The 21,948-nt window shown below is 59.9% G+C and carries 19 protein-coding genes and 7 pseudogenes; 16 read left to right on the plus strand and 10 right to left on the minus strand.

The window, feature by feature from the left end; all coding sequences use genetic code 11:
* Positions 1–312: 312 nt before the first annotated feature.
* A pseudogene (locus IVA82_RS34855) lies at positions 313–663 on the minus strand (SDR family oxidoreductase); the annotation flags it as partial.
* Positions 664–707: 44 nt separating this feature from the next.
* Positions 708–1,604, minus strand: coding sequence for a ferritin-like domain-containing protein (locus IVA82_RS34860; protein WP_256469762.1), 897 nt, complete (start codon positions 1,602–1,604; stop codon positions 708–710).
* Between the two features lie 265 nt (positions 1,605–1,869).
* Between IVA82_RS34860 and IVA82_RS34865 the strand changes: the two genes are divergently transcribed.
* Positions 1,870–2,316 carry a DUF2231 domain-containing protein gene (locus tag IVA82_RS34865; protein WP_346658804.1) on the plus strand — a complete coding sequence of 149 codons (447 nt, stop codon included), beginning with the start codon at positions 1,870–1,872 and terminating at the stop codon, positions 2,314–2,316.
* A gap of 2 nt (positions 2,317–2,318) precedes the next feature.
* Positions 2,319–3,236: a molybdopterin-dependent oxidoreductase gene (locus IVA82_RS34870; RefSeq protein ID WP_247389513.1), complete on the plus strand. Its 918-nt coding sequence runs from the start codon at positions 2,319–2,321 to the stop codon at positions 3,234–3,236.
* Positions 3,237–3,308: 72 nt separating this feature from the next.
* Here IVA82_RS34870 and IVA82_RS34875 read toward each other — a convergent pair.
* Positions 3,309–3,500: pseudogene (locus IVA82_RS34875) on the minus strand (IS3 family transposase); the annotation flags it as partial.
* Here IVA82_RS34875 and IVA82_RS34880 point away from each other — a divergent pair.
* The 4 genes and pseudogenes from IVA82_RS34880 to IVA82_RS34895 all read left to right on the plus strand — a co-directional run.
* A pseudogene (locus tag IVA82_RS34880) lies at positions 3,496–5,269 on the plus strand (erythromycin esterase family protein); the annotation flags it as partial. The pseudogenes IVA82_RS34875 and IVA82_RS34880 sit on opposite strands and share 5 nt — an antisense overlap.
* 558 nt (positions 5,270–5,827) lie before the next feature.
* Positions 5,828–6,202, plus strand: a complete 375-nt coding sequence (locus IVA82_RS34885) for a PRC-barrel domain-containing protein (protein WP_247389514.1) — start codon at positions 5,828–5,830, stop codon at positions 6,200–6,202.
* A 53-nt stretch (positions 6,203–6,255) separates the two neighbouring features.
* Positions 6,256–6,603 (plus strand): hypothetical protein, encoded by a 348-nt coding sequence (locus IVA82_RS34890; RefSeq protein WP_247389515.1) that lies wholly within the window; start codon positions 6,256–6,258, stop codon positions 6,601–6,603.
* On the plus strand, positions 6,600–7,034 hold the full coding sequence (locus tag IVA82_RS34895; protein WP_247389516.1) for a PPC domain-containing DNA-binding protein: 435 nt from the start codon (positions 6,600–6,602) through the stop codon (positions 7,032–7,034). The genes IVA82_RS34890 and IVA82_RS34895 overlap by 4 nt, the downstream gene beginning before the upstream one ends.
* Positions 7,035–7,240: 206 nt before the next feature.
* Here the strand turns inward: IVA82_RS34895 and IVA82_RS34900 are convergent.
* From IVA82_RS34900 to IVA82_RS34915, 4 genes and pseudogenes are all read right to left on the minus strand, one after another.
* Positions 7,241–7,566, minus strand: a pseudogene (locus tag IVA82_RS34900) (PRC-barrel domain-containing protein).
* Positions 7,567–7,969: 403 nt separating this feature from the next.
* Positions 7,970–8,176: a hypothetical protein gene (locus IVA82_RS34905; protein ID WP_247389517.1), complete on the minus strand. Its 207-nt coding sequence runs from the start codon at positions 8,174–8,176 to the stop codon at positions 7,970–7,972.
* Positions 8,177–8,464: 288 nt separating this feature from the next.
* Positions 8,465–8,560: pseudogene (locus IVA82_RS34910) on the minus strand (cell envelope biogenesis protein TolA); the annotation flags it as partial.
* Between the two features lie 349 nt (positions 8,561–8,909).
* Positions 8,910–9,783 (minus strand): annotated as a pseudogene (locus IVA82_RS34915) (Ku protein).
* A 206-nt stretch (positions 9,784–9,989) separates the two neighbouring features.
* Between IVA82_RS34915 and IVA82_RS34920 the strand changes: the two are divergent.
* Together IVA82_RS34920 and IVA82_RS34925 are read left to right on the plus strand one after the other, a co-directional pair.
* Positions 9,990–10,214 (plus strand): hypothetical protein, encoded by a 225-nt coding sequence (locus IVA82_RS34920; protein ID WP_247389518.1) that lies wholly within the window; start codon positions 9,990–9,992, stop codon positions 10,212–10,214.
* Positions 10,214–10,462, plus strand: a complete 249-nt coding sequence (locus IVA82_RS34925) for a hypothetical protein (RefSeq protein ID WP_247389519.1) — start codon at positions 10,214–10,216, stop codon at positions 10,460–10,462. The genes IVA82_RS34920 and IVA82_RS34925 overlap by 1 nt, the downstream gene beginning before the upstream one ends.
* A 138-nt stretch (positions 10,463–10,600) precedes the next feature.
* Here the strand turns inward: IVA82_RS34925 and IVA82_RS34930 are convergent, their stop codons facing one another.
* On the minus strand, positions 10,601–10,792 hold the full coding sequence (locus tag IVA82_RS34930; RefSeq protein ID WP_247389520.1) for a hypothetical protein: 192 nt from the start codon (positions 10,790–10,792) through the stop codon (positions 10,601–10,603).
* On the opposite strand from IVA82_RS34930, the gene IVA82_RS34935 reads away from it, so the two are divergent.
* From IVA82_RS34935 to IVA82_RS34955, 5 genes and pseudogenes are all read left to right on the plus strand, one after another.
* Positions 10,791–11,024, plus strand: coding sequence for a hypothetical protein (locus IVA82_RS34935; protein ID WP_247389521.1), 234 nt, complete (start codon positions 10,791–10,793; stop codon positions 11,022–11,024). The genes IVA82_RS34930 and IVA82_RS34935 overlap by 2 nt on opposite strands.
* Positions 11,025–11,492: 468 nt before the next feature.
* The gene (locus IVA82_RS34940) at positions 11,493–11,849 is read left to right on the plus strand and encodes a PRC-barrel domain-containing protein (protein ID WP_247389522.1); all 357 of its coding nucleotides are present in this window, start codon (positions 11,493–11,495) and stop codon (positions 11,847–11,849) included.
* A gap of 232 nt (positions 11,850–12,081) precedes the next feature.
* On the plus strand, positions 12,082–12,468 hold the full coding sequence (locus tag IVA82_RS34945; RefSeq protein ID WP_247389523.1) for a response regulator: 387 nt from the start codon (positions 12,082–12,084) through the stop codon (positions 12,466–12,468).
* Positions 12,469–12,562: 94 nt separating this feature from the next.
* Positions 12,563–13,652: pseudogene (locus tag IVA82_RS34950) on the plus strand (YhjD/YihY/BrkB family envelope integrity protein).
* An 886-nt stretch (positions 13,653–14,538) separates the two neighbouring features.
* Positions 14,539–14,697, plus strand: a complete 159-nt coding sequence (locus IVA82_RS34955) for a response regulator (RefSeq protein ID WP_247389524.1) — start codon at positions 14,539–14,541, stop codon at positions 14,695–14,697.
* Between the two features lie 386 nt (positions 14,698–15,083).
* On the opposite strand, the gene IVA82_RS34960 is transcribed toward IVA82_RS34955, so the two are convergent.
* Complete coding sequence (locus IVA82_RS34960; RefSeq protein WP_247389525.1) at positions 15,084–15,308, minus strand: hypothetical protein; 225 nt, start codon at positions 15,306–15,308, stop codon at positions 15,084–15,086.
* A gap of 428 nt (positions 15,309–15,736) precedes the next feature.
* Here IVA82_RS34960 and IVA82_RS34965 point away from each other — a divergent pair, with 428 nt between their 5' ends.
* The 3 genes from IVA82_RS34965 to IVA82_RS34975 all read left to right on the plus strand — a co-directional run bounded on the left by IVA82_RS34965 (position 15,737) and on the right by IVA82_RS34975 (position 20,191).
* Entirely contained in the window at positions 15,737–17,356 is a 1,620-nt protein-coding gene (locus tag IVA82_RS34965; protein ID WP_247389526.1) for an alpha-amylase family protein, read from the plus strand.
* A gap of 126 nt (positions 17,357–17,482) precedes the next feature.
* Positions 17,483–18,511 carry a glycosyltransferase family 4 protein gene (locus IVA82_RS34970; RefSeq protein ID WP_247389527.1) on the plus strand — a complete coding sequence of 343 codons (1,029 nt, stop codon included), beginning with the start codon at positions 17,483–17,485 and terminating at the stop codon, positions 18,509–18,511.
* 486 nt (positions 18,512–18,997) lie between these two features.
* Positions 18,998–20,191, plus strand: coding sequence for an MFS transporter (locus IVA82_RS34975; RefSeq protein ID WP_247389528.1), 1,194 nt, complete (start codon positions 18,998–19,000; stop codon positions 20,189–20,191).
* A 136-nt stretch (positions 20,192–20,327) separates the two neighbouring features.
* On the opposite strand, the gene IVA82_RS34980 is transcribed toward IVA82_RS34975, so the two are convergent.
* Entirely contained in the window at positions 20,328–20,777 is a 450-nt protein-coding gene (locus tag IVA82_RS34980; protein ID WP_247389530.1) for an inorganic diphosphatase, read from the minus strand.
* Positions 20,778–21,948 lie beyond the last annotated feature (1,171 nt).

The following is a 21,948-nucleotide window of genomic DNA, read 5'->3' on the forward strand; positions in this document are numbered from 1 at the left end:
GAGGCGCTTTATTGTGGCTGCTGGGGATTCCTCTCCCGGTGATCCTGCTGCTTGCGCTGTTCTGGCGTTAGCCAGCAATCGATCGGAGACGATGCCCAAGGCTCGGCGCTCAAAAGCTGCCGGGCAGTATTTTTATGGTCAGCCGATAAACATCAGGAAGCTAGAAGGACCGGTCCGTGGGGGTTGCCGATTTCAATGGCTTGGTTCCCTGTCTGCGACCGGCAAATGTGGCAGGACGAGAACCGCAGCCATTAGCAATGGTGCGCGCTGGGCGCCAGGCGACATTAAGCTTCCATCTCGTCTTTCTCGCGATCAGATAAAAGGTTTCCCGCCCGTTACAACGAGTGTCGCACCGGATGTATGGCTCGAGAGCGGATCGGCCAGCATGACATAGGTGAGTGCGAGCTCAGCCGGCCGCCCGGCTCGTTTCATCGGCACTGCTTGCCGAAATTTTGTGTCCGACGGCATGCTTGACGAGATTAGCGATGTCTAGATCGGGCCCGGCGCGACGACCTTACCGCGTATGCCCCTTTCGGCAAGCATCTCGGCAAGACCGCCCGTGAAGTTCTGGATCGCATCCTTGGTGATCGCATACGCCAGCAGGATAGGGTTTGGCAGCTCGGAATTCACGCAAGCGGTGTTAAGAAGGCTGCGGAGAGGCCGTCGCTGCGGACTGCTGCGATCGGGGCTTGGTCGCCGCACCTTGCTCAGGTCGTCTTCAACGCGCCATTCATGCCACTCGGATAGAATCCGCCTTTGCTCACGCCCTGCTTATCGGTGAGATATACGATGTGCAGCACCTCCTGCGGCGTGCGACGGAAAGCAATGGCATCGGGAGTGGACGGAACGACGTTGGCCTTGCCGTTCACGCGAATGCCCTGGTCTTTGTCGTCTGGGCCATCCACCTGATCTCGCGCATCGGAGATCGCGTTGGCCGCGGTCCAAGCTTTCTCGCCCATGAGGTATAGCTGCGATCTGGCCATGCCCATGTGATACGCCTCGACAGCCAGGATGCCAGCCGCTGCTTCCACAAACTCCTTGTTCTTCAGCAGCGGGGCGGCACCAGCATAGGCTGTCACGCCCACGTCCTCAAACAGCATGCCGCCTAGCAGGACGCTCATGTCGTCGGCAAACGGATCGAAATCCGCAGGAAGACCGGCTGCCTGAGCCGCTGCCTTGAATCCGGCCTCGAAGTCGATCGCCGGACGCGATATGGCACTCCTGCCGAGCGTCTTGCGATAAAAGCGTACGTGCGCTAGCTCATTCTCAGCCAACTCTTCGACGAACTCGCGGATAGCCTTGTTCTCGAACTTGGCTTCGTGTCCGCCGATCACGCTTGCCGCGTCAGAGCCCGCGTCCGCATCCGCGATGCCCTTGCCGGTGGTGGCGCGCAGGTAGAACTCGGCTTCCATGTATTCCAGGTTCAGTGCAAAGGTGAAGATATCCTCGTCACGGATGGCCGGCTTGTCGCTCAGGCCTACGCCAGTCGTCTGGTGGCTCTTCTTCTGCGCATAGGCCGGCGGCAGCAACAGCCCGCTCAGCCCCAGGAAAGACAAACCGGCAAGAGACTGCCGGCGTGAAAACTTAAGGATTTGGTTGTCCATGGCGAACCTCATCAGGGAACGCGCCCGCCATGCTCCGACAGCCGTGCACGAGCGTGCGCTGGCTTCGAAGGCAATGTTCTGACTACGATCCCGTTCCTAGCGCCAAGACCTCCGGATGGGACGATCCACGTCCGGAGGACCGGAGCGCAGCAAAAGGAACTTGTTGGTGGATGGACCATTGTCCTGGAAAGTTTCGTTCCGGAGATACCCATGAGCATCACCCCGAGAGCACCGCCAAGATTGGAGAGCATCCGCTCGAGCCGTGGTGATCCTGTTCCCGGTCGCATTCCTGGTCGGCGCGCTCGTCAGCGATCTGGTCTCTGTTGGCACCGCAGACGCGTTCTGGCCCAAGGCTTCGATGTGGATGATCGGTGTGGCCATCCTAATGGCGCTGGTCGCTGCATTGGCTGGCTTTATCGACTTTTTCGGCGAACCGCGGATCCGTCGCTTGACGGACGCCTGGTACCACATGATCGGCAATCTCACCGCGGTCGTAGTCGGACTGGTGAACTTCGTCCTTCGATATAGCCAGGGCGCCGAGGCAGCCATCAAGCCGTTGGGCATCGTTCTGGCACGGGTGGTTGTAGGCGTCCTGCTGTTCACCGGCTGGAAGGGCTGGGAGATGGTCTATCGCTATCATGTCTCCGTGCTCGATATCGCTGAGCAGATCGCGGCACAGCGCGGTGACGGTGGGCATCGGCGTGTGGCCTAAACATGCGTATTCGCGGCTACCGCATGGGCAAGGATCGGATCCGCGGACGACCAGGCAGAAGAGCGGCCGGTAGTTGGGCCGCGCTGCGGGAGCTTGCCGGCACGCTACTGCGCGAAAAATCTCTTCTACGAAGCGCGTACGCGTTTTTCAGGCAGAACAAGCCGGAGGGCTTCGCCTGTGTGGCCTGCGCGTGGACCAAGCCGGAAAAGCCACAGACCTTCGAAATTTGCGAGAGCGGCGGCAAAGCGACCGGCTGGGAATTAACCCGCAAGCGCGTGCCGCTCGAGTTCTTTGCCACTCATCGGTTGAGCGGACTTGAAGGGTGGTCGGATCATGAACTTGAAAACCTCGGCCGTCTGACCCATCCGCTGAAATGGGACGCCGACTCGGATCGTTACCTTCCTGTTGCATGGGATGAAGCGTTCAGCATGATTGGTAGTGAACTCAGGAGCTACGATCCGAAATCGATCGTGTTTTACATGTGTGGCCATGCGGCTCTGGAAACCGCCTACATGTATCAGTTGTTCGGTCGTATCGTTGGCAGTAATAACTTTCCGAACAGCTCCAACATGTGTCACGAAAGCACATCGGTCGCCCTGCCGCAGGCGATCGGCGTTCCGGTCGGTACCGTCATTCTGGAGGATTTCGACAAAGCGGAGTGCATCTTCTTCTTCGGTCAGAACACCGGAACAAACAGCCCCCGTTTCTTGAATCCGCTGCAGCAGGCGAGCCGGCGCGGCGTTCCAATCATCACCTTCAATCCAATCCGCGAACCCGGCCTTGAGCATTTCAGGAATCCACAATCGTCTCAGATGGCGACAGGCACATCGATGCCTATCAGTTCGCAATACTACCAGGTCCGGGTGGGGGAGACGCAGCCGCCATTCTGGGAATTGCAAGGCGTTGCTGGCGATGGATGAGGCGGCCGGGGCCCGCGAACGCCCGCCCGCTCTCGATCATGACTTCATACGCGAGCACACTAGTACCCGGAATCAGATACGACGGCCTTTGAAAGGGCGTTGACGGACCTTTTTCTTGGTCCAGACGAAGGGCTCGGCTTTGTCGTTGTACGCGTTGACGTAGGCATCGATGTGTTCCTGAAGCTGCTTGAGGCTTGTGAAGGAGGTGCCGCTAAGTGACTGCCCCTGCAAGATCGAGAACCATACCTCGACCTGATTGAGCCAGGACGCGCCGACGGACAAGATGCTCGAGGTCGGCACCGGTTCAGGCTATGCTGCCGCAATTGCCTCGTGGCTTGCTAAAACTGTTCATACAGTCGAGCGACATGGCGCCCTGGCGAGAATCCGCCGCGCAGCGGCTTGATACGCTCGGATGCACGAATTGCATTGTTCATACCGGCGACGGTACCCGCGGCTTGGCCGATGAGGCGCCATTCGACGCGATTCTGGTCGCTGCCGGCGGCCCCTCGGTGCCTGACGCGCTTAAGCGGCAGTTGGCCGTCGGCGGCCGCCTCGTCATTCCCGTCGGCAACGTCGAACACGACCAATCGCTGCTCCGGATTACACGCCGGAGCCAGACGGATTACGATGAAGAGACCTTTCGGGGGTGTCAGCTTCGTGCCGCTTGTTGGTGAGCAAGGATGGATCGAGGATGGCACACGCTCCGCCAGCAACCACGTTCCCGGTCACACGCGTTTGCTATCGCTGACGGACATGATCGGCGCTGCTATCGAACCGTTGCCGGCCTTCGACGATCCTGCATTCGGCGCGCTATTCGATCGCTTCGGGCAGTCGCGCGTCGTCTTGCTGGGCGAAGCCAGTCACGGTACGTCGGAAGTCTACCAGGCGCGCGCAGCGATCACGGGCCGCCTGATTGAAAAACACGGAGTTACGATCGTCGCTGTGGAGCCGGAGTGGCCCGATGCCGCGGCGATCGACCGGTACGTTCGCGCCCGAACGCACCGGGGAAGGTCAAGCAATACGCCATTCGAACGCTTTCCGACCTGGATGTGGCGAAATACGTCGCTTCCTTCGTCGACTGGATGCGCAGTCACAATGAATGAAACCCGGTAACCGATCGCGCCGGCTTCTTCGGACTCGACATCTACAACATGCACGGCTCGATCGCGGCCGTGCTTGCTTACCTCGATAAGATCGATCCTCAATCGGCAGCGGTGGCGCGCGAACGCTACGGCTGCCTGACCCCGTGGCAGCGCGAACCTTCGACTTATGGCCGCGCCGTCCTGACCGAGGGCTATCGCAAATGCAAGGCGGAGGTGCTCCGGCAGTGCCACGATATCCTGAAAAAGCGGCTCGACTATGCGGCGGACGATCCGGACAGCTTCCTTGATGCCGCGCAGAACGCGCGGTTGATCGCCTCAGCCGAGCGCTAGTACCGGATCATGTATTACGGCGGCGCTGAATCCTGGAATTTGCGGGACACGCATATGTTCGAAAAGCTGAGCCACATCCTTGATGCACATGGCCCCCAATCCAAGGCCGTGGTCTGGGCGCACAATTCCCATATTGGCGATGCGCGCTTTACCAGCATGGGCGCGGTCCGTAACGAGCTCAATATTGGTCAGCTCTGTCGGGAGAAATTCGGTGACGCGGCGTCGCTGATCGGATTGAGCACTCATACCGGCACGGTGGCAGCCGCGTCAGATTGGGACGCCGAGATGAAAGTGATGCGGGTTCGGCCCACTCGACCAGATAGCTATGAGCGGCTGTTTCACGATGCCGGCGCGACACGCGGCTTGATCGAATTCCGCCGCGAGGAGGCCCTTCGCTGTCGCTTGCTCGAACCGCGCCTCGAACGATTTATCGGCGTGATCTATCGACCGGACAGCGAACTGCAAAGCCACTATGCCGAGGCGTCACTGCCGCAACAGTTTAACGGGCTGGTATGGTTTGACGAGACGCACGCAGTGACACCTTTGGGTCCCGAGCATCGTCGCATCGCTGTCCCGGACACTTATCCGTTCGGACTCTGATTGCAGCGAAGTTGGCTAAGAAGAGTTAGATGACAGCGATGTGAGACTTGCGCCAGCGTCCACTACTGCCGTGCAACCTTCATGGAAGGCTGATCGTGAGGCGATAAACGACGAAAGCATGTTTGTCGCCGAACGTCTCCAAGATCTCCCCGCAGGCCGGGAAACGAAACTCGCCGCTTGCGGCAGCGAGAGATGACGATTCCATCAAAACGGGAGAGCCGATCCTAATTGGGACGACAGCCAGCGGCCCAGATTATTTTTTCGCAAATCAGCGACTCATCGCGGCAATGGTAATGATGCCCAGGAATCGCCTCTCTCGAAAGCTGATGTTTATGAATGCACGCCCTAGTCTGCCGAAAGGCTCACACAAGCTCAAAAGGCTCCGGCTACGTCGCGCATCAAGTGCCAAGACGAGCACGCACCCGGCGCGCGCTGCTCGGCATCACCAATGCCGGAGACCCGGCATTGGTGCGGCCAAATGCTCTCCGAGAACCAGGAACGACCCCGTAGCGGCCGAGTTAAGCGGACGAAACACACTTGTGAGAGGGAGCCGAAGCTATGGCCCGCGCAACAGCCCATCCGGATCATCAATGCATCTCAAGCGAAGACATTCAAGGAACCGAGGTTTATGGAGCAGATGGAAAGAATATCGGTGAGATTGATCACCTCATTATCGACAAGGTGTCAGGTCGCGTGGCCTATGCCGTCATGAGCTTTGGCGGATTTGTTGGGTTGGGCCACAGCCACTATCCCATTCCGTGGGCAGCTCTGACATATGATGCGTCGCTTGGTGGTTTTCGAACCAATATCACCGAGCAACAGCTGAAGGACGCGCCTGAGTTCAGTGACGACTCGTGGCAGGATCGAGACTGGGAAACACGCACCCACAAGTATTACGGGACGCCTACGTATTGGGAAGCGCGAGGTCTATAACGCTGAGTCGTTGAAAACTGATCGACTAGCCCCAAGAGCAAGGGGGCGTCTGGGTGGAAGAGCGTCGGCGAGTCGTCGGCGGCCTCACGTTCTCGCTCGTCCAAGAAGGCCGGCCGGACGCGCAAGCGGCGCGCGGCTTAAGTACTGACCAAGCGCAGGAGGAAAGTCGTGTCAAACCTGCCCTGAGGATGAGATCCGCAAGAAGGCCCGTGAGCTTTGGGAGGCTGCGGGAAAGCGCCGAAGGCAAAGACCAGGAGTTCTGCCTGGAAGCCGAACGACAATTGAAAGAGGCCATGGTCCAGCACGAACTCAAGACACCGGACACTCTTAAGCCTGTCCGCTGCTCGGCCTATCCGGCGTCGAAAGCCAAACGGCTGTCAATCTTCCGGAGCATGCAATGAAATCAAAATCCCTCAAGGACGACTCTGGCCGTGCCTTTGTCCTGATCCTGGAGCCGGGCGAGGAAGCCTTCAAGGCCATCACCGAATTTGCCAACCACGAAAACATCACCGGTGCATCGATTACGGCGATTGGTGCATTTGCGGAAGCGAAGGTTGGCTGGTTTGATCTCGCGGCGAAACAATATAAGCCGATCCAGGTCAACGAACAGTGCGAAGTATTGAGCCTCTTGGGCGATTTGGCTGAGGGTGACGATGGCAGGACCAGCCTGCATTTGCACGCCGTGCTTGGCCTCAAGGACGCGACCGTGCGCGGAGGTCATTTCCTCTCAGGCACCGTCCAGCCGACGCTTGAGGTCACCATCAGGGCAACAGCGGCACACCTCCGTCGCAAGAAGAAAGCGGATTTGGGCATCGCCCTCATCAGCTTGTGAAAGCAAAGTTGGTGAAGGCTATATAATTTGGCCTCCCCACGCGGATCCTGGTGTTCGGCGGTGATGCCCTCGCAGATGGAGCCAAGTCCAGGGCATGTCCGCTATGCCCGCTGACTCCTGTCCACGCTCCGCGGGGATGGCATTCCGTGCAGGTATGGAAATTCAGCCGATTCGTCGACTTGATCTTTGTTCAGAACGAGCTTTGTTCATTCGGCATAATAGTCGTTCACAGCTCTTGCCCTTCCCCGGGTCGTCTCATTCCAATCGTTGTCATTGCCGTACTTCGGTGCACCCTGGAGCCTGTCGGCGGTGAGATTGGTTCGGTACCCGCCAGGGCCTCTATCGTACTTCAACGATTGCCATGGCAGCGGGTAATGATCGTCTCCGATGTTCGAGCCGCCGAAGCCGAGAAACCGCGTACGACACCTGGCCGCTGACCTTGTCGATCATGACGCGCTCGATCGAACAGATCTTTTGAGCGTTCAGCGCCATAGACGGCGGTGCCTTCGACCTTGTCGCTACCGATCAGCATTCCTGTTTCACATCCTCATCCTCCTCCTGGAAAGATTGATGCAAGACGAGTGAGGTGCGCCTTCCTCCGCTTTCCCGGCGCTTGCGGCCGCCGCTGACCTATTCGCCGCGCCAGCGCGAGTACCTCTCTGACGCCGCCGGTTACTCACCGATATTCGACGCTGAAACCATCGCGTCGCTGCGCGCGGTCCTCTTCCGGGCGCGCCGTAAGTCGTCAGCAATCAGCCCTGCTTTCGGCCGGACGACCGAGCTCGGTTGTATCCTACGATCCCAGCACAAATTGCAGCACCACGACGCACGCGCCGGCAAGGAGACAGGAAATGGCTTCCAGGGTCCAATCCGGTCTCGAACTTTCGCCGGCCGTGCGCCCGATGAAGTCCATCGCTTTTCTCAATTGAGCCTCGTTAATCATCGGGCGGAAGCCGCTCCAGAAACGTTATGCCGGAGCATGTGAGCTCGTCGGCATCGACCTCCCGCGTTTCACAAGTGCGCTGTAGATGCCGCTCGAGCAAACACCTGCGTTCATCCGCTGGATGAACATCGCCGTGCATGGTCCGATAGAATGTCAATGCCGCATCGACGGCCTGCTTCAGCGTAAGATCAGCCACCATCGACAACCTCCAGCAATGCTGGACCTCATTGGAAGCCAACTCATCCCGCTGACGAATGTTTCCGAGTCTTCTCGGTCATGCGCCTCATCGAAAGTCGAAGGTCATCGCAAGGAGGTTCTAGGAACGTCGAGGCCCTCCTGTGGGGTTGGTTTGTGTTTGGAGCCTCGAGAATGAATACCCCCGATCACGATGCCCTGTATCGCGCGATCGTGGACGCTCGACGAATTCTCAGCGAGGATCAGGTAGGTTCTTTGGATCCTGTTCAGACTTTGCGGCGCTTGCAGGCCGACCCCAGGCGTCCAGAGCCGCCTTCATCGATGGTGCCGCGATCGCGAGGTCGTAGAAGCCCAGCGAGGTCTGAAATGTCTTGAGCTTCCGCGCCATCAGGCTCGTGCTGCGGTTTGCAGCTCTCCTAGCGCCGCCGAGCTACCCAGACCCCCAGCAAGAACGCGACGAAGAGCGATTGCAACGGAGCTCTCACGGCCACCTTTCGCAACTGATCGGCGAAGCGCATTGCTACCTCTTGCGAAGGCGAGTGGAGCAGTCGAGAACCCGCCTCGCCGACGGGTCTCGCTCCGGACGTAAGCGCGGCGCCATCCGGATCGTCGACGAGACCGGAGGCTTCCGTCATCGCAGAGGCTTCCCGCATGTCCATGGCAATCCTCCCGTGGTCGCAGCGGAGCAACCGGGCCCAGGGCCGCTTGGTTCCTCCGTGGCAGCACTGATGACCGTGCTACGCCGACTTCCGCTGCGACCGAGGCGCTGGCCGCTTGGCCGACTTTTTCGGAGCCTTCCTCTCGGCGGCGCTCCGCCGACGCTCCAGCGCAGCGCCTCCATCAGGTCGACGACGTTCTCGCCGCGCGGCCGCTCCTTCGGCGTGATCGGCTTGCCAGCGCGCTTCCGGTTGATGAGAGGTCGATGAGCGCGGTTTCGTAGTGGTCCTCGAACTTCTCCGGCTCGAAGCTGCCCGACTTCTGGTTCACGGTGTGCTTGCCAAGATCCAGCATGTCCTTAGTGACTTTGACGTCCTGGATTTCTCGCCGCGGACCTCGTAGGGGTACCGCAACAGCGTGCCGACGAGCCCCGCGGCTCGAGCGCGATGATGTGCTCGCGGTTGGTCAGCACCACGCGGCCGATCGCGACCTTGTCCATCTCGCGGATCACCGCGAAAGCGTCGTGGCCGACCTTGCCGTCGGGCCGCAGATAATAGGGACGGATCAGGTACCGAGGATCGATCTCGCTGCGATCGACGAACTCGTCGATCTCGATGGTGCGCGTCGACTCCAGCGCGATCTCCTCGAGCTCCTCCTTGGTCACCTCGATAAACTGATCCTTCTCGAGCTGATAGCCCTTTACGATGTCCTCGTTGGGCACCTCGTCCCCGGTGTCCGCATCGACCTTGAGGTACTTGATCCGGTGGCCGGTTGCCCGGTTGAGCTGGTTGAACGAGACCTTCTCGCTCTCCGAGGTCGCCGGGTAGAGCGCGACCGGACAGGTGACGAGCGAGAGACGCAGAAACCCTTTCCAGTTCGCTCGGGGGCCATGGTTACGCAGAACTCCGTCGGCGGCTCCGATTCAAGACGAACGGGCGAGGCCGGTTCCGACAGCCGGCCTTCCGGAGAGCGATTTCATCCTCGCCAAGCGTGCCGTGCGCGAAGTTTCGCGATCCGTTCGATAGGGGATACTTCCCTTGACCTGCCGCAAGGGTCGCCGGACCGGGCTTGCGGCGCACATGGGAATTCCGAAGGCGGCAGCATGCTTTGCGACGCGTTCGCCGTCTTGACTCTCCCTGAACAAATGGGGAACATGGACCATGCCCGCTACACCTGAACCGTCCAACCGTTTCGAGGCCGATCTTGAGTTCGCGGCCGACCAGGCCATCGCAGCCTGCGGCGGAGACGCCCGGGAGGCGGTGAAAGCGTTGCTCGTTGCCGTCGACTTCCTCGAGGCCCAAGCCGACGAAATGCGGGCGGCGGTATCGACGGGATATTCGCGCGGGCGCCACGGCGCGCAGCGCGATCGCAAGGAAACCGACTGATGTCCGAGGTCACCTACTACGTGGCTTTGCCGTTCGTCCCTTCCGACGACGGCATCGCAGCCGGCGAAGCCGTCGAGTGCTTCAATCCGAATGCCGCCGTGATGAAGGCGGAGGCTTTGTCCCGCAAGCCCGGTCACGTCGGCGCCGTCGCGTTCAGCCGGACGGGAGACCCGTCGAGCGGCGACTTCGGCGACGCGAAGGTGATCCGGAAGTTCGGCGACGTGCCCGACGATCTGAGCGCGCTGTAGAGCGACTTCGGCGCCCCCTTCGCGGAGCCCGGTTAGCGATCCAGGGATGGCATCCAGTCGCCGCTTCAAGACGGGGACAGCAATCGCCGGAAAATGCGCGGACCTGGGTCCCTTAGCGCGGCGGCGCGACGGGGTGCTTCAGCGCTCGAGCCGAGACACCTGTTGACGGTTCAACCGATCCAGGGCGTGGACCAATTCGTCGTCGTCGAGTACCGCCCGCAGCCGTCGCAAGGTCTCTATTGGATCCAGAGAGCCCGTCTGGTCCTCGCTGAGAACTCGTCGAGCATCCACGACCGCGCGAAACAAGGCATCATGATCGGGGCTGTTCATGTTCCGGCTCCAACGCAAACCAATCCGGCAGAAGGGCGCGACGTTCCTTCGGTTCCTTGCGATGAGCTTCGAATTTGAAGAGCCGGTCGGGAAGATCGGAAACATTGGCCAAGAGGCGGAGTTGACCCCAATATGGACCAGGTTTGCTGAAGGCTTGTTGATGGCGGAAGACCCTACCCTGAAACGCGCGCTCGACACCGCGTGGATGCTATATCTGAGCAAAGCACGATGACGTTGATCCAGCGGATGGACGCCGATGTTTGCTTGAGTGGCACCTACAGCGGAGTCGGGAAACGCGCGAGATCGACGCCGATGAACTCACATACTCGGGGATAACCTATCTTGAGCGGCTTCCGCCCGATGATGATTGATGAGGCTCCATTTGAGAAAGGCGATGGAATTCGTGGGACGCGTGGCTGGTGGGAGTTCGAGACCGGACTGGACCCTGGAAGCCATTTCTTGCCTCCTCGCCGGCGTGTGCGTCGTGGTCCTACAACTTGCGCTCGGACCCTAGACATTCAGGTGGTCTTCAAATCTAAATTGGGAGCGGGCGTCGGACATTCTTTCGCGCCGCACGGAGCCTGGCTCAAATCGGCATGCGGAGCGTCGTTTTTTCGCCCTCCGCGCGGTTGGCGATCAAGGAGGAACGAGCATCCGTCGCCCTCCGTTATCTCGCATCTATTGCCAAAAGGAGGTGACGATGGAAACGGAAAGGCGCGAAACAGGAACGCTGATCGGCAGTGATAAGGTCGAGGGCACCGCGGTGTATGGCGCCGGCAACCAGAAGATCGGCTCAATCGAACGCGTGATGATCGACAAGATCAGCGGCCAAGTGTCATATGCGGTTCTCAGCTTCGGTGGCTTCCTGGGGATCGGCGACGATCACTACCCGCTGCCATGGCAATCTTTGAAGTACGATACGGGCCTTGGCGGATATCGAACGAATCTCAACGCAGAAAGGCTGCAGGGAGCGCCAAAGTACGGCAACGACAACGACTGGAATTGGGACGACTCCGGACGGACGAGAGTCGTGAATGACTACTATTCCGGGTTCTAATCGACGCTGGCGACCGATGGCCGAGGTCGCGTCCGAGACGATGCCGTAGCGGCGACGGCTCGCCCCCGGGCAAACTGATGCGCGTCTAGGCGCGGTTCCGAGGCCGCGGCCTGCTACGCGTCGCAACAGCCAGAGATCGTCAACGCGACGGATTGATCGTGTGCAGCACTGATGACGATTCTAAAGAAACGAGCGCTCTCGGTCGAGTAGACTCTCGAGTGAGGACAGTCTTTTGAACGAACCGCTCAAGATTCTAATTGCCGAGGACGACTTCCTGGTGCGGGAGATGCTCGAGGACGCACTGAGCGAAGGCGGCTTCCTCCCGGAAATCCTTTCCTCGGCGGAGGACGCGGTCACACTTCTCCAGGGCGAGGTCGCCAGTTTCCGGGCGCTGGTGACCGACGTGAACCTGAGGGGCACCATGACGGGCTGGGACCTCGCTCGCGTCGCCAGAGAGCGCGACCCGGCCTTCCCCGTTGTCTATATGACCGGGACGGCCGCGGAGGACTGGGCCAGATTCGGTGTGCCCAACAGCATTCTTCTCACGAAGCCGTTCGCACCGGCTCAGCTCGTCACCGCGGTTTCTCAGCTTCTCAACGCCGGAGGACCGTCGACCTAGCCCGCATTTCTCACAGTGTTGAGGCGCATCGGGGCGCGAATCAGCGAAAGTTCTTTTGCGAGAAGGACTTTTGTCTGATCCAAGGAGCGCCCCGATGCCGACAGAGTGTAGCGCAGAACGATTTGATTTTGGAGTGGTGGAAGGCCGGGCTGTGGAGGCGGCCTTTGATGCTGGCCTGGTGACGTCGGATGCTGGAGCGCTGCTTCTGGGTGCCACCGATCGGGTGATTGATCTGGTGGGGCGCTTTGCCGATTGCTTTCGCGATCATCGCCGCCCAGACTTGATCGAGCATACGGTCGCGACGTTGGTCGGACAGCGGGTCTTTGGCATCGCGCTTGGCTACGAAGATCTCAATGATCACGACGAGCTGCGGCACGACCCTCTGATGGCGGTGCTGGCGGGCAAGCTTGAAGCCAGGCGCGAGGACTACGCGCCGGTGGCGGGCAAGTCGACGCTGAACCGGCTGGAGCTGAGCCAAAGCGAACCTTCACGCCATCACAAGATCGCCTATGAGGCGGCGGCGATCGAGGCGCTGCCGGTGACGCTGTTCCTGGAGGCAAGGGCGGCGGGACTCTTGGGGGCGACCTTCGTCATCGGGCTCGGGATTTCCCTTTGGAGTGCCAACGCCGCAATGAAGTCGCTGTTCGACACCCTGAACATCGTCTACGGCGAGCAGGAGAAGCGAGGATTTCTGATCCTCAACGCCATGTCGCTGTCCTTCACGCTCGCCGGGATTCTGTTCGTGCTGGCAGCGCTGGGCGCCGTCGTGGTCGTTCCAGTCGTCCTCAATTTCATCGGGCTGTCGAACTTCGCCGATCTGATGCTGCGCATTGCCCGGTGGCCCGCGATGTTCGTCGCGGTCGCGTTGGCGCTGGCGCTGATCTACCGCTATGGGGCGGGCCGCGAGGCGCCGCGCTGGCGCTGGATCACCTGGGGTAGCGCCGTTGCCGCTGTGCTTTGGCTCGGAGCTTCCGCATTGTTCTCCTGGTATGCGGCCAGTTTCGGGAAATTCAATGAGACCTATGGCTCGCTCGGCGCGGTGATCGGCTTCATGACCTGGCTCTGGATTTCTGCAATCGTCATTCTGATCGGCGCCGAGCTGGATGCGGAGATGGAGCATCAAACCGCCGATGGGGGCGCGAGGCGCCAGAATGGCCGATACGATTGGTCCCGCCCGCAGCTAACGTCTCTCTGGCCGCAGCCGCTCTTCACCGCCGCGCCGTCACCCGCGGAAGATCCGAGAGCGCCCGGGTGCCGTCCACGAGCGCGGTTGCCGATACGACGAGCACCAGCAGCGCCCCGGCGATCAGGGCGAGGAATGCATTTTCCGTCCGCTGCCAACGGGCTGCCGATCATTCATTCCCATGGGTAGTCCCCAGAACATGTGATGGCGCGTTAAGGACTCGACCATGGCGGGCAACTTTGATCCACGGCGACGTGACTAGCAATCCGGACAGCCACGTTACAAATGCGAAGCCCGCCGTAGCGGGGCCTGCCGGGCAAAGGCGCTCAAAAGCGCATCCGTCTTCGGACTGCGAACGACCCTCAAGTTCTAGGACGCTGATCCCATGAACATGGTTGCGGCCATGCCGACGATGCAGAAGGCCATCGCGATGATCGAGGCTCAGCCCAGCCAGATGGCGCCCTTGATGCAATCCCTTGGCTTCCGCTGGCGAGATCAGGGCGAGTGCGAACATGCACCAATGGCCAAGATCGCTTTCATGATCCTTCTCCGAAACGACGATCTCGCTGGGTCAAGTCGCCTGAATGACGGCCGTTCCGTTCGGTCGCCGGTTGACGGCAATCGGTGCGCCGCCGCAATCGATGGAAACGCTGGTGCGGATGGGCGCAGCCCCGCCTTTTGGGGGCTTTTGGGGGTTGGGGCGGAGCCGCGCAGGCCACGCATTTGCGCGCAGACCCGAGGAATCGACCCGCGTCGAGCGCGCTCATTCCTCACGTCAGAGGACGGCAAGATTCCGAAGACTCTGGCTGCGGACATCGTACGATCCGCTTCCGCGGGGTTTAGGGATGACTGCCTCGCGACCGATGTCTCCGGTATGCAAACACCGGATGGCGTTGGCGCGCATCTCTCCCGGTCAGCGCGGATTCGAGGAGCACACCTTCGAGTGCTCGACTTGCGAGCGTACACAACTGGTCCGCTTCGCCGTGGACCCGATGCAGACGGATGCGGTCGGCTGGCTCGCCGGCGAACTGAAGCCGCCGCGATGACGTTCGACGAAAACCTGCGTGAGTGAGGGGATAGCGTGATGCACGAGGACTTCTGCAGAGAACAGGTGCAGCGCATCCACGCTCTGGCCGAACGGGCCGATCCCTTCACCAGGCGCCGCCTGCTGGCGCTGGTCGGCCGATACGACGCAAAGGCGGGCCCGTCGTGCCCCCGGGGATCGCGGAGCGGCCGCTGCCGTCGCGCACCGCGTCGCCGGCATCGGCGGGGTCTGGCGAGGCATGACGAAGGTCGGTGCGGCCGAGATCAAGTGCGACGCCGACTTCGGAGGATCATTGCCGGCGCCCTGCTCACGTTGTTTTCCGGATTGCGCAAGATCGGCGACCTCGTCGCAAAGCAGGGAAAAAATGATTTTACCCGTCAACTTCGATCAATAGCCCGCTGCTGAAGGAGATCCTGCGTCCACGCCGAGGCCGACGCCGACAGGCTGATCACCGTCATCACCGAGACGCTCCGCAGCAGTTTCCCGTCGACGTTCCGGCCGGCTCAAGGCATTGAGCGTCGGCGAGTTGGACGCGATGTTCAAACGCAGCATCAACGCGAACTCCGTGGACGAGATTTTGACGATCCCTCGCCCGCGGCCGCTCCGGGCCATTGAAACCTCCGGGTCAATCGCGCCCCTTGCCATGACGGCTAGACCCATCCAACTTACGGACGCCGCCTTTCTGAGCCCGCCTGCTGGCGTAGCCTCAGGCTCGCCGTGCTCAGCTACCGGGGCTCCTCCGACACCATCAAAGAGTGTCGAAGACGGTTTGTCGAGCGAGTTCCGCCGAATTGCCATTTTTCCCGTCCACAGCGGGTGAAATCGAACCCTGGACGAATCACCGAAACGCAACCGCCACCCTTCTCCAAAGGGCGAATGGGGATCGATGCCGGACAGGGTGGCAGAGCAACTTCCAGGCCTTCCCGGCGTTGACGAAGCCGTCGGGCCTTGGCCCTACTGCATGGGCTGGATCTTAGCGGGATCGGACGCGGCAGCCACCAGCAATGAGTAGCGCGTCACCGACCTTCGGATCTCAGACAATGCTTGATCTTTGGTACAAAAATGCCGTGATTTACAGCCTCAACGTCGCCACCTACAAGGATGGCAACGGAGACGGCATCGGCGATTTCAAGGGACTAGCCGGACAGCTCGATCATATTGCTCAGCTTGGCGTAAACTGTCTGTGGTTGCTCCCTTTCTATCCGAGTCCCGGCCTGGACCACGGCTATGATGTGACCGACTACTACAACGTCGCTCCAGCACTCGGCACCCTGGGCGACTTCGTCGAATTCAGTCATCAGGCGAGGCTTCGGGGATTGAGGCTGATCGTCGATCTCCCCATCAACCATACTTCAGAACGGCACCCCTGGTTTCAGCAGGCCCGCGCCGATCCGTCATCGCCGTTTCGCGAATACTACGTTTGGTCTGACACCGAGCCAGAAAACAGCACGGATGGCGTTGTTTTTCCCGGCTTTCAATTGAGCGTGTGGACCTACGATCTCTGTGCGCAGGCATGGTATTATCACCGATTTTACCAGCATCAGCCCGATCTAAACATTGGCTGCGCTGCCGTGCGCGAAGAGATCTTCAAGATTTTTGGCTTCTGGCTTGAACTCGGCGTATCCGGATTCCGCATCGACGCAGCGCCATTCGTCGTGGAGGAGATACGCCCAGATCGTCCGGCGAAGCGCCGATATGAGTTCTTTGGGGAGCTTCGCGATTTCTTGTCATGGCGCAGAGGTGACGCAGTCTTATTGGCTGAAGCCAACGTCGCTCCCGCCGAACTTGAGCACTATTTTGGAAACGGATCGCGCATCCAACTGTTGTTCGCGTTCCTATTGAACCAGCACCTGTTTCTTGCACTTGCGCGCGAAAGTGCCGAACCGTTGCAGCGCTGTCTGACCGCGCTACCTCGATTGCCGCAATTCGCACAATGGGCCCAGTTTCTGCGCAACCATGATGAGTTGGACCTCGGACGTTTGACGTCCGAAGAGCGCGAAGAAGTCTACGCTGCATTCGCTCCCACTCGCAAAATGCAACTCTACGGACGCGGAATTCGTCGCCGACTCGCAGGCATGCTGGGAAATGATCGCCGCCGCATTGAGCTCGCATTCAGCCTGCTCTTTAGCCTTCCTGGCACACCGGTCATCTACTACGGGGACGAATTGGGGATGGGTGACGATCTCGCGCTTCCCGAGCGATGGCCCGTGCGTACATGCATGCAATGGAACGACGATGAAAACGGCGGATTCTCCTCCCGGCCCAAGCATCGGTTGCTGCATCACATGATCCGCGACGGCGAATACGGTCCAGCCAAGGTAAATGCCATCGCCCAGCAGCGTGATCCGGATTCGCTCTTCAACTGGATGCGTCGGCTGGTTGAGATGCGTCAGTCTTGTGCAGAAATCGGTTGGGGCGACTGGAGCCTTCCCCAAAGCGATTGCCCCTCGCTCGTGATCCAGCATTTTGTCTGGGAGGGCCGGGCGGTGCTCATACTGCACAATTTATCGCAGGCCGAATGCAGCACACATATCAAACATCTTCCAAACGGAAGGAAGCTGACCGATGTATTTGGCAACCGAATTTATTCGCCGAAGCCCAGCGCGGATGCTGCAATTGAGCTTGATGGCTACGGCTATCGCTGGTTTCGGGTCGATTAGGTTGGTGCAGAGGCATTGTCGCCGAACAAAATGGCCCATCGCCTCAATGCCGCGGCTGTCTCGCCGCGGCCCGCCCCAGCCGCAACGAGGAAGAGACCGCGGCCTTCGCTTCCCTGGAAGATCTCAATGAGAATAGCCCAGATTGCCCCCTTGGCTGAGAGCGTTCCGCCGAAACTCTATGGCGGCACGGAAAGGGTCGTCGCTTGGCTCGTCGATGCACTCGTCGAGCTTGGGCACGAAGTCACGCTCTTTGCGAGCGGCGACTCGAAGACTCGCGCTGCGCTTCATCCAGTTTGGTCACGTGCGCTTCGCCTTGGGCGACCGCGGACAGACCCGAATGCAGCTATGGCTGTTCTGTTGGAGGCAATAGCGCGTCGCGCTCATGAATTCGAGGTGATTCACGCCCACATCGACTGGCTACATCTGCCATTGCTCAGCCGGTTGGGCATTCCCTTCGTGACGACGATGCACGGTCGGTTGGATCTACCAGGCTTGCCGGCTCTCCTCGACGCATTTCCGGGCGCCTGTCTTGTCTCGATTTCCGACAACCAACGCATTCCGCTGGCGAACGCGAACTGGTGCGGGACGGTATATCACGGCTTACCCATCCAGCAGTTTCGTGCTTCATTTACCTCGGGCTCGTACTTGGCCTTTCTTGGGCGGCTGAGCGCCGATAAAGGCCCCGAAGACGCAATTCGTATTGCGCGCGCAGCAGGGATCCCGCTGCGCATTGCCGCGAAAATCCCGCGGGCCGAGACAGGCTATTTCAAAGAGCGCATCGAACCTCACATCGACGGCAAGCAAGTCCAGATCGTCGGGGAAGTGAATGACGAGACGAAACAGCCGTTCCTCGCCGATGCAGCGGCGTTGCTATTTCCGATCAGATGGCCCGAACCCTTCGGATTGGTGATGATCGAAGCCATGGCCTGCGGAACGCCGGTCATTGCCTATCGGTCTGGGTCGGTGCCGGAGGTCATTGATGAAGGCGTGACCGGCTTCATCGTCGAAAATGAAGGCCAAGCCGTTGAAGCCGTGGCAAGTCTCGCAAGACTAGATCGGCGGCGTGTCCGCGCAAAATTCGAAGAGCGTTTCATTGCGCGGCGGATGGCACAAGATTACGTGCGACATTACGAACAGATGTTGTGCGCACACTAGCATCTTCTGCGCGAAGTCCGCTGATCTGATCGGCGCTTGGATCGCTTGGCTCCTACTTGCCCGACCCATAGACCTGGATTACGCGGACCTCCGCTGCTGTCTGCGGGCTGACTTCTTCGCCGCCGACTCCCTTGCCGGTTTCTTGCCCGCGATCGGCATCAGCACCTCCTTCAGGGTCGGTCGCTGCTTTGCCCAATTATTGTTTCTGATTCCCTCAACCAGGGCATGTCCAATTTGTGATTACAAGTATGCTTTGAGGTCGGATGGGCCACATTCAGCTTCGCGTTGAACTCCATTGGACGAAAAAACGGCAAGAGGAACGCGGGGGAGGTAGAGGACGCGACTTCGATAAGACCGGGATAGGTCCACATTGATCGCGCTCCGCCTCCTTGAAACCGAAGAAGAGTTTCTCCGTTGCCATACGCCGCGAGGCCGCGGCAACCGGCGCTCAATGGGCCCGGCGAGCGGAGGTCGGACAGGTGTCCAGTGCTGCAAGTCATCCGCATTAATGGACCGATCGCCTATATTATTCTTTACGTCGCCTTGTACGCCGCGTTTGGCGTGGCGTCGCCTTATTGGCCACAATTTTTCGAAACGAAAGCTCTATCCTCGCAGCAAATCGGCGTGATCCTGGCTGCTGCAATGTCAATGCGCCTGGTCGCCGGCCCATTAATTGGAGCGCTCGCCGATCTCTTGGGATCATTGCGCCTTGTGCTCGCAACTTGTGCCGCCGTGGCGGCCAGCGCGGCCGTTGCATTGTTGTCGTCCGATAGCTTCTCGCAACTGCTTTTGCTGGCCTTGGTTCAAGCTGCAGCGCTTGCTCCCACGACGTCGATTGCCGACGCTTTGACGGTCAATACAGCAAAGCCTCAGATAGGGATGAGACCCTTTGAATACGGCTGGATACGCGGTTCGGCCTCGATGGCTTTCGTATTGGGTACGTTGGCCGTCGGACAACTGATCAGCCGCACTGATCTCACGCCGATCATCTGGCTGAATGCATTCCTGCTTGTCGTGGCGGCTGGCGTAACCGCATTGACGCCCAAGATCACTAGTCGAACCGCACCGCGCGCCAGCGCATCGCCTATCTTCGTTCGAGTGCTTGGACTTCTTGCCATGCCGCATTTTCGGATTCTGATCTTGGTTTCAGCCTTGGTCTATGGGAGCCACGCTATGCAGGACGCATTTGCAGTGATTCGGTGGAGCGAGGCTGGATTAGCCCCAGCGGCCATAAGCCTGCTGTGGTCAGAAGCGGTAGCTGCGGAAGTCATCGTGTTTTTTCTAATCGGCCCTGGATTACTCAGGCGGATGGGCGCGCGTGGTGCGGCTGCCCTGGCAGCCGCGGCTGGGATCATACGTTGGTCTCTTTCGGGCGTGACTACATCCGTTTTGATCCTCTCGGTCCTGCAGCCACTACATGGATTGACGTTCGCGCTGCTCCACCTTGCTTGCATGCGCATGATGGGGATCCTTATTCCAGTCCGACTAGCCGCAACCGCCCAAGCTCTTTATGCCTTTGGTTCAGGTCTGGTAACTGCCGCACTGACTCTATTATCAGGAATGCTCTATGCCACGTATGGAGGGGCAGCATTCTTTCCGATGGCAATTCTGTGCGGCGTCGCAGTCCCGATTGCCTGGTTCGGCTTCACTAATTTACCGACGCGCTTCGTGGCTGCATAGCAGGCGTCCCGGCGTCGTTGACCTTTCCGCGACGACTTGCGCGCAATATCAGGTCGAACTGGCTATGCTCGGACGCGCTCAAGCTCGGGCGCTCGGTGCGGCTGATTCTCACACGGGCGGAGATGTAGGGGCTGAGCTACCGCCCCGAGACCACCGAGCGGATCTCGCTCGGTGTGAATAGTGGCGGCATGCTTGATGCGATCATCTGTGAGGCGATCGCGGCGACGTCGCAGTATGACAACTGGCGCGCTATGCGCACAAGCGGGCCTCGATGGATCTCGCGGCGCCCGGCGACATGCGCGCGCCGCGCGCTGCGTCCGGTGTTTATGCGCTGAATGCGCGATGGACGAACTTCCCGTTGAGCTGAGGCTGGATCCCCGAAACGGACCAATGCCCTGAGGGCCAGGCCCATGAAGGGATTGCTCGCAACTAACGGAGCTCGCGATGTGGCTTCCAGGCAAGGTTCATAGACGGAACGGGCCCGGTATATTCTCAAGGCTCGGTTTCGGTCGTCCAGCGGGTCCCCGTCTTCAGCTTGTGTCGGGGGAATGAAGCCCCAATCATATGGATAGGTGAGGCCCACCATTAAGGACTTCGCAAGCGTGAAAACCTTCAGCTCCACATCGACCTCCAATTTTCAGGCGCTTCCACGGGGCGTTTTGATCACGGCGTAGATGTTTTTCTCGTCGGCCCCACGTCTTGATCAGGTTCGTCATGGGTCTGCAGGCGCTGCGTTGTCTGGCCCTTGAAACGGCAACGTGAATCGTTTGTTCCTCCCCTCACGCCGCGTCGGCGTTACCCGCGCCGACGCGCAATGGCCCATGGGACTACTTGGGAGGCTCGACAGTGGTCTTTGTCGATCCGTCCGGCGCCGGCTGCATCCGTGGTGGGCTTTGCCCTTGGGGGCTTTCCGCAGGAGCACCACCTGAACCGGTGTTGATAGGCCCGGTCCAGCCCTGCGGCTGCAATTGACCTTTGTCTTCGGGCGCCGAACGCCCGGTCGGCGCATCGTCCGCCGGCCTAGCAGGCTGCGCAATCGCCAATCCACCGGACAGCACAAGACATATCGATGCTAGTTGGACGCGCACTGAAACCTCCGTTGACCCTAGTCAACGAAGAACTTCCCCGTCGATCTTGCAGTTCCTACGGATCGGAACCGAATTGCTGAATCCTTTGTTAAAGAACGACCTATAAGAGGACTTTAATGGCAAGTGCAGCATGGAAGCGACCCGGCTCGCCGATCGGCAAGAAGGGCCCGCGCAAGGCAAATCCCTCATACAAGCGTCGTACGCGTGAACCGTGGTCGAGCGCAGATGTGAAAATGCTCAAACAGCTCGCGAAGGGCAAACACGCCGACCGGAGTCATGAGCGTCAAACTTGAACGTCCCGTCGCGGCTATCCGCAGCAAGGCGCAGCGCGAAGGGATTTCCCTGAAGCCCATCAATCGTTCGCCCTACAACCTGGCGCGCAACGAAGAGGAGTTCGCGTCGCTAAGGGGCCGGGTCGCCTCTCGATGTCGTGCTCCCCGTGGGGATGCTGGCTGCGATCGGCGGTAATGAACAAGAGCATAGCCGCAACCGGGCGCTTCAGCTCTCAGCATTTCGGTTACGGAGCTAAAACGGGCGCTTACCCTTGAGCGCGGCGTTCGACCCCGAACGTGGATGCAATGCAGGAAAAGCTCCGAAGTCACCCGTTGAACTGGCAATGGCTAAATCGCCAGGTGCTCGAAAGCAGCTTCGAGCATCTATTTCATGCAC

This window comes from Bradyrhizobium sp. 142 (assembly GCF_023074015.1).
In the GTDB taxonomy this organism is placed as follows: Bacteria; Pseudomonadota; Alphaproteobacteria; order Rhizobiales; family Xanthobacteraceae; genus Bradyrhizobium.

What these genes read in the sequence shown, in the direction of transcription:
- IVA82_RS34960 (WP_247389525.1), bottom strand. Translation starts at nt 15,308, where the DNA reads ATGGCCCGGAGCGGCCGCGGGCGAGGGATCGTCAAAATCTCGTCCACG.
- IVA82_RS34955 (WP_247389524.1), top strand. Translation starts at nt 14,539, where the DNA reads ATGGCGTTGGCGCGCATCTCTCCCGGTCAGCGCGGATTCGAGGAGCAC.
- IVA82_RS34965 (WP_247389526.1), top strand. Translation starts at nt 15,737, where the DNA reads ATGCTTGATCTTTGGTACAAAAATGCCGTGATTTACAGCCTCAACGTC.
- IVA82_RS34895 (WP_247389516.1), top strand. Translation starts at nt 6,600, where the DNA reads ATGAAATCAAAATCCCTCAAGGACGACTCTGGCCGTGCCTTTGTCCTG.
- IVA82_RS34970 (WP_247389527.1), top strand. Translation starts at nt 17,483, where the DNA reads ATGAGAATAGCCCAGATTGCCCCCTTGGCTGAGAGCGTTCCGCCGAAA.
- IVA82_RS34905 (WP_247389517.1), bottom strand. Translation starts at nt 8,176, where the DNA reads ATGGTGGCTGATCTTACGCTGAAGCAGGCCGTCGATGCGGCATTGACA.
- IVA82_RS34870 (WP_247389513.1), top strand. Translation starts at nt 2,319, where the DNA reads ATGCGTATTCGCGGCTACCGCATGGGCAAGGATCGGATCCGCGGACGA.
- IVA82_RS34940 (WP_247389522.1), top strand. Translation starts at nt 11,493, where the DNA reads ATGGAAACGGAAAGGCGCGAAACAGGAACGCTGATCGGCAGTGATAAG.
- IVA82_RS34935 (WP_247389521.1), top strand. Translation starts at nt 10,791, where the DNA reads ATGTTCCGGCTCCAACGCAAACCAATCCGGCAGAAGGGCGCGACGTTC.
- IVA82_RS34980 (WP_247389530.1), bottom strand. Translation starts at nt 20,777, where the DNA reads ATGGTGGGCCTCACCTATCCATATGATTGGGGCTTCATTCCCCCGACA.
- IVA82_RS34920 (WP_247389518.1), top strand. Translation starts at nt 9,990, where the DNA reads ATGCCCGCTACACCTGAACCGTCCAACCGTTTCGAGGCCGATCTTGAG.
- IVA82_RS34885 (WP_247389514.1), top strand. Translation starts at nt 5,828, where the DNA reads ATGGCCCGCGCAACAGCCCATCCGGATCATCAATGCATCTCAAGCGAA.
- IVA82_RS34860 (WP_256469762.1), bottom strand. Translation starts at nt 1,604, where the DNA reads ATGGACAACCAAATCCTTAAGTTTTCACGCCGGCAGTCTCTTGCCGGT.
- IVA82_RS34930 (WP_247389520.1), bottom strand. Translation starts at nt 10,792, where the DNA reads ATGAACAGCCCCGATCATGATGCCTTGTTTCGCGCGGTCGTGGATGCT.
- IVA82_RS34925 (WP_247389519.1), top strand. Translation starts at nt 10,214, where the DNA reads ATGTCCGAGGTCACCTACTACGTGGCTTTGCCGTTCGTCCCTTCCGAC.